The sequence below is a fragment of the Methylobacter sp. genome, from assembly GCF_030680395.1.
Classification (GTDB): Bacteria; Pseudomonadota; Gammaproteobacteria; order Methylococcales; family Methylomonadaceae; genus Methylobacter_A.
This window is the reverse complement of sequence record NZ_JAUXVR010000041.1, coordinates 262,193-268,367: the sequence shown is the minus strand read 5'-3', so window position 1 is coordinate 268,367 and position 6,175 is coordinate 262,193. Positions and strand designations below refer to the sequence as shown.

4 protein-coding genes and 1 pseudogene are annotated in these 6,175 nt (G+C 42.2%); all 5 read right to left on the bottom strand.

Features of this window, described 5'->3' with window-relative positions; genetic code table 11:
• A pseudogene (locus Q8L79_RS16935) lies at nt 1–219 on the bottom strand (two-component system response regulator); the annotation flags it as partial.
• A 203-nt stretch (nt 220–422) separates the two neighbouring features.
• Complete coding sequence (locus Q8L79_RS16930; RefSeq protein ID WP_305273650.1) at nt 423–1,823, bottom strand: HD domain-containing phosphohydrolase; 1,401 nt, start codon at nt 1,821–1,823, stop codon at nt 423–425.
• A gap of 39 nt (nt 1,824–1,862) precedes the next feature.
• The gene (locus Q8L79_RS16925) at nt 1,863–3,653 is read right to left on the bottom strand and encodes a bacteriohemerythrin (RefSeq protein ID WP_305273648.1); all 1,791 of its coding nucleotides are present in this window, start codon (nt 3,651–3,653) and stop codon (nt 1,863–1,865) included.
• 74 nt (nt 3,654–3,727) lie between these two features.
• On the bottom strand, nt 3,728–4,546 hold the full coding sequence (locus tag Q8L79_RS16920) for an HDOD domain-containing protein (RefSeq protein WP_305273646.1): 819 nt from the start codon (nt 4,544–4,546) through the stop codon (nt 3,728–3,730).
• A 2-nt stretch (nt 4,547–4,548) separates the two neighbouring features.
• On the bottom strand, nt 4,549–5,397 hold the full coding sequence (locus Q8L79_RS16915) for a response regulator (protein ID WP_305273644.1): 849 nt from the start codon (nt 5,395–5,397) through the stop codon (nt 4,549–4,551).
• Between the last annotated feature and the right edge of the window lie 778 nt (nt 5,398–6,175).

The following is a 6,175-nucleotide window of genomic DNA, read 5'->3' as shown; positions in this document are numbered from 1 at the left end:
CTTCTCTTCTGCGCTCATGTCCAATCCACCTGCAATCAGCAAGGCGTTTTCGGCGATAAACTTTGACTGTCCGCTTTTAATGCCGGGGTGCATTTCAATAATATGCGAGAGTCTTTTGACGAAATCAATGTCCAGTTTTTTTAGATGTATATCTGCATGGTCAAGGTGTTGCGTAGCACTCTTGAATTGCTCGATATATGCTTTGACTTTTTCTTCCATTCACTAAGTTTTTTAGGTTGTTGTTTTAACGGTATTCCCTGGCCGGTTGATGGAGATAAACATTGCCATGCATGACAAATATGTCCGGAACAGATTTGCATTTACCGGAAGGGTGCATGGCGGGATAGTCTTGCATGACAAATATGTCTGGAGCAGATTTATATTTACCCGAAGGGTGCATGGCAGGGATAGCCATGCATGAATCATTTCTTGCCCATACGAATTTTAATGACTGGGTTTTTACCGGTGTTCTCTCTTAATGAATTGATGTTGTTAATTATTTTTTGATCGACAATGCAATTTTTAATATAAGGTTTATTCTCAAAATAAACGCTATCCACTTCCATACCGGGTTTCAGTTGCATCCATGAAATTTCCATAACCGGACGCTCCACGGTAGTATTTTGTGATCCATTAAATAGTTTGCTGTTCTTCCATGATTTTTTAACCGTAGGGAGTTCCACAACCACATCCTCTTCAATGGTTATGTCTTCTTTGAGTACTTTAATAAAAGTATCGATGACATCAGGATCATAATAGCTTTCTTTCCGATTCACTAATTGAGTTATTGCGGTGCTGACGGACATAACTTCACCTGTCATTGAACCTTCAAGATACGCAATATAATCGCCGACCACATTCAGAATACGGGAGCCCAGAGGGATTTTTTGTTTAGCCAGCCCATCGGGAAAGCCTGAGCCGTCATAGCGTTCGTATTGGTGGCGGATTAAAATAGAGGCGCCTTTTAACTGAGTCAACCCCTGTAATAAAGCTTCACCTTCTACCGCATGTTTTAAATAACGGCGTATGTCGACAAGAGGTATGGAGTAGTAAGGTTCTGCCAGCAAGCTATCCTGCAAGCTCATCTTGCCGATTTGTATCAGCAATCCGGCATAAAAAATATTTTGTTTCTCCTCTGAGTTCATGCCCAGTTTGCGCGCAACCAGTAAGGCTTTTTCGGCGATATATTTTGACTGTCCGCTTTTAATGCCGGGACGCATTTCAATAATGCGTGAGAATGCCTTGATGGAATCAATATATTGCTTTTTTAGATTGTTATTTGCCCGGTCAAGATGCTGCATAGTGTTCTTGAGCTGTTCGGTACGCTGCTCGACTTTTTCTTCCAGATGTTCGTTGAGCTCTTTTAATTCTGTATTTTGTTGGAGAACAATGCCGGATAAACGATCCCGTTCCTCGCGCAGATGCTTTTGTTCCAGGGCATTGCGAACCAGTAATTTAAGTTCCTCATCATTCCAGGGCTTATTGCAGTAATTGTAAATACGGCCCTTATTGACGGCATCAATCGTTGATTGAAAGTCGGCATAACCGGTCAGTAAAATACGGATGGTCTCCGGCCATTGCGTGAAAACCTGAGTTAAAAATTCCGCACCGCTCATTTCCGGCATACGCATATCGGAAATAATCAGGTCAACGGTATTTTGCCGTAATATCTCCAGTCCTTCTGCGCCGCTTGAAGCAAAGTAGATGGTATACGGTTCATTATGAAACAAGCGGCGTAAGGCTTTAAGCACATTCGCTTCATCATCGACAAACAATATCGCGGCAGATTTATCATGCGCATCGCTAGCCAGTTCAGTCAGCATAATTACTCCAAATTTATTTTAATCGGCATAGCTGCCATTTTACGCATTTTCAATAATCGCTCCGCCAATAGGCAGGATAATCCGAAAGGTTGTCCCTTGACCTAACTGGCTGGTCAGCTGAATTTCCCCTTGATGCTTTTTGATAATAGTGTAAGAAACCGAAAGCCCTAATCCGGTGCCTTTACCGACCGGTTTGGTAGTAAAAAAAGGGTCAAAAATTTTACTTTGGTGCTCAGGGGCTATGCCTTTACCGGTATCGCTGACTTCCACCCACGCGCGATCATTTTCTGTTCCGGTACGTAAGGTGATAGTGCCTTCGCTTTCAATAGCGTGTGCTGCATTGATCAGCAAATTCATAAATACCTGGTTAAGCTGGTGTGGCAGACATTTTACTTCAGGCAGATCGCCAAATTCCTTAACAATTTTTGCCTTGTATTTAATTTCATTGTTAACAATATTGAGCGTGCTTTCGAGCCCGACGTGCAAATTAGTCCATTGCCAGTCATCATTAATATCAAGGTGAGAGAAGTCTTTAAGATCTTGAATGATTTCTTTCACCCGTGTCGCGCCTTCATGGGATTCTTCCAGTAAGTCGAGCACATCGGTCTTTATAAACTCCAGATCTATTTTTTGTTTAAACGCTTTAATTTGTGCGAGTTGATCGATATTGTCGCTCGTTGCTTCTGCTTTTTCGTAGATCGCAATCAATGCCAGTAAATTATCGATATAGTTTTTTAAGGAGGTCAGATTGGAATTGATATAACCGATAGGATTATTGATTTCATGGGCCACACCGGCAGCCAATTGACCGATAGATGCCATTTTCTCAGATTGCAGCAGATGTACTTGCGCTTCTTGTAATTGAGTATTCAACAGCAACTGTTGGTTTTTTTCAAATTCCAAAGTTTGATTGATTTTGATAAGTTCCTGAGTGCGCTTTTTAACTTCTTCTTCCAATTGCACATTGCTGCGAGCCAGTACGGTTTCGGCTTGTTTTTGCGAAGTAATGTCCATGCCGCAACCCATCAATCCGGCAAAGCTCCCGTTCTTGCGCACTCTGGGGGCTGCTGTTTCATAGATCCATGTGATTTTACCGTCGACGGTCAGCAAGCGATATTGAATTTTGAACTTACTGCGTTCTTCAGCCGCACGGCTATAGGTTTGGGTTACTTTGTCCCGGTCTTCAGGATGAATGGCGTTTAGCCATTGCTCACGGCTGGGTATGCCGGGTGGTAAATTGAAAGTGGCTAACCAAAAGTGATTGCAAAAAATCGGCATATGATTAGCGTTGGTAATCCAGATGAGTGCGGAAATATTTTCGGCTAATTCCTTAAAGCGGCTTTCACTTTCGCGTAAGGCCGAGTATAGATTGCTCTGAATAATTTCATGGTGTTCTTGCTTGTCGATTTGGATTTGCGCGGCATCAATACCGTTAATAAGGCTGAGCGCCATCCGTTTATCGGTACTGAGAATATGATGGCAGAGCCAGTTGACTAGGTAGTCCATCAAGTCTTCCGAAAGAGCGTTAATATCGGCCTCGACTTCGCGCTGGACAGCTATCATTTTGTCCACAAATTCTTTATGCTCCGCTTCATGTACGGCATATAGCGTGGGGTTAAACTTTGCAGCCAACATCAGTTGTTCTTCATCCTGAAAGTGGTACACCGTATACTCAACCAGGTTATTTATAATTTTGATGATCGTGTCACGGTCAGCGCCAATGGCGACAGCTTCGTCTAATTGGTTGGTTAAATCGATAAGATGTTTATGTTGATTGTCAACGGACTCTATGCCTAGCACCAGTTGATCATTCCAATTCAAAATAGCCATGTCGTTTGCAATAAATTTAAGAAGGATACTCCATGCATTATGGCACAATCCTTTAATGACATATTTTTTCCTGTTTAATACAGGGTAAGAATTTGGTCGGCAAACTGCCGTCCACTGTCAGTACAATGCGCGGCTTGGTCAATTGAAACGTTGAGCGTGGCAAGTGCAGTGCAAATGGGTTGGTGTTCTTCCAGAGCCGATTTGTCGGGTTGTTCAGTATTGACGATCAACAAGTTGGCGGTATAGACCAGTAAACCGAGCGACTTGCTTGTAGCGGACTCAGGATATGTTTCATGTTGTTCAATAGCCTCTTGAATCTCTTGGGGAAAATTCCAGTATTGTGCGGCTTTGCCACCTATGGTGGTATGATTAAAACCTAATATGTTTTGCTCTTCTTCGATCCCAAATTTTGCGGATATTTTAACAAGCCGGCTGAATTCGTCAGGAAAAAGAATGACAATCACCAAGTTTCCAATGTCATGTAATAATCCGGCTGTGAATGCAAAATCAGAACTGGTATGGGTACAGTTTGCAAGTTGCCGGGTGCATTCGGCAACGGCCATGCTGTGATGCCGGAACAGGTCGAAATTAAAATCTTTATGTTGTGCAGGGAGCATTTTTGAAAAACATAGACTGATCAACATGTCTTTTATTCGGTTAATGCCGAGTAATACAATGGCTTCGCGCAAAGAACCTATTTCCCTGGACATGCCGTAAAAAGGCGAATTGGCAATACGTAAAATCCGAACGACCATTGACGGGTCCTCACCAATCTTATCAACCAGTGTCGTTAAGTTTTGCTTGCCGCTAATCTGTTGTAAAGCTTCCATAAGCAGTACCGGCATTGACGGCAGATTCTTCAAACAGGCAAATTTATTTTTTAACTCGGGCATTCTCAGCTCTTCTTTAATGGCGACAATACAATAATGATTCCTTTCGATTGGCTGATATCTCCCATTGTGTTTATTAGCACCCGTATGGAAACACCTTTATTCAACGTTACGATTTCACCATCAAATTGTACAAGGTCGCCAGGATAGACTTTTTGTAATAATTGTAAAAGCTCGTCGGGTAAAGCATCACCCGCCATAAGGCCGAGTAGACAAGTGCCGGGAGGTTGGCCGAATATTTCTTCAGCGCGTTTGTTGGAGATTACTATCATATCCTGTTCGTCAATACCAATAATGCCTATCGGTAAATGCTCAAGAATTTCCTGTGAAATTTGCAATAAATTAATGCTGTGTATAATTTCGTGCGATTTATCGACTACTTTTTGTTCAAGATTTTGATTCAGTATGGAAAGTTCATTATTGGCAGATTGAAGTTCGCGCGTTAAACGCAAATTCTCCTGTTCCATTTCATAGTGCTGAAACGCCTCGCGAATGTTATCCCGAAGCAAATCATCATCCCAGGGCTTAGTTAAAAATTTACAAATCGCACCTTCGTTAATAACACTGGTGACTGATTCAAGCTCGGTATAACCGGATAACACAATACGTAATGTCTTGGGATAAAGTATTTTAACTTTGCGTAGAAATTCCACGCCGGTCATATGCGGCATGCGTTGATCGGAAATGATGACGCCCACTTCGTGCTTTGCCAATAAGGCAAGACCTTCTTCGCCGCTGTTGGCGGTCAGGATGATATAACCATCAGGCCGTAAAGTACGCTTAAGAGCATTAATGATGTTGGCTTCATCATCTACCAGCAGAATAGTGCGTGAAATTTGTGATAATTCACTCATAAGCGGATACTAAAAATTGTATTTCAGGGTTTGCCACTCAAGGTAAAAAACAGCGCAAGAGGGCTTCGAAAAATTCAAAAATCAGAATGTCTTATGCAGAATCACAACTGGTTTCTACGTAGTTTATATAAAATTAATATATATACACTTGCTGATTTTTGCGCTCTTAGGTTTAGACGCATGCTCAGTATATTGGGTTAGCGTCTTGGCAGAGTCGAAAGTGTCAATTTTAATAGTCGTTTAGATTAATGACAATGAACTTTTGCCGCGCAGATTGCCTTGATAATATCAGGTCATTCTGCTTCCAAGGCATTGAGTATAACACCTTTTTTATCCGGCAGAGGATTGCCTCCTGACTTTATTGCCTGACAGCAGATATTCGTTACAGTCACAGCTGTCAGTGCTTTCAAGGGGGTATCTGCTGCATGATCAAGTATCTTGATGCTATTTAGGTAATGCTAAGTATTGCCGGAGGTGAAAGTCAGCGGTATCTGGCGCATGAACGACTATCGATATGCTATCGAAAATCCCGCGTTGTCTTACAGGTTCTGGTGTTCTGAGTTATTGACAGGGCTATTGAGGGCTTTATGATTTCAATCAAACATCCTGTGCGCTCAATATAATTTGGGTCTAGCGTGGCGCGTAATGTGAAAACGCATTTGGTTCAGGTGTGCGGTAGATTGCAAGCGTTTAACGGGAGACAAATTGAGTGGAGGGTGTGAAGCAAAATAAAGAGGATTCAGCCCGAAAATGAGTGCTGAATCCTCTTCTTACTTGT

Excerpts from the sequence above, each read along its gene's own strand:
- Q8L79_RS16930 (WP_305273650.1), bottom strand. The coding sequence starts at position 1,823 with ATGCTGACTGAACTGGCTAGCGATGCGCATGATAAATCTGCCGCGATA.
- Q8L79_RS16925 (WP_305273648.1), bottom strand. The coding sequence starts at position 3,653 with ATGGCTATTTTGAATTGGAATGATCAACTGGTGCTAGGCATAGAGTCC.
- Q8L79_RS16920 (WP_305273646.1), bottom strand. The coding sequence starts at position 4,546 with ATGCCCGAGTTAAAAAATAAATTTGCCTGTTTGAAGAATCTGCCGTCA.
- Q8L79_RS16915 (WP_305273644.1), bottom strand. The coding sequence starts at position 5,397 with ATGAGTGAATTATCACAAATTTCACGCACTATTCTGCTGGTAGATGAT.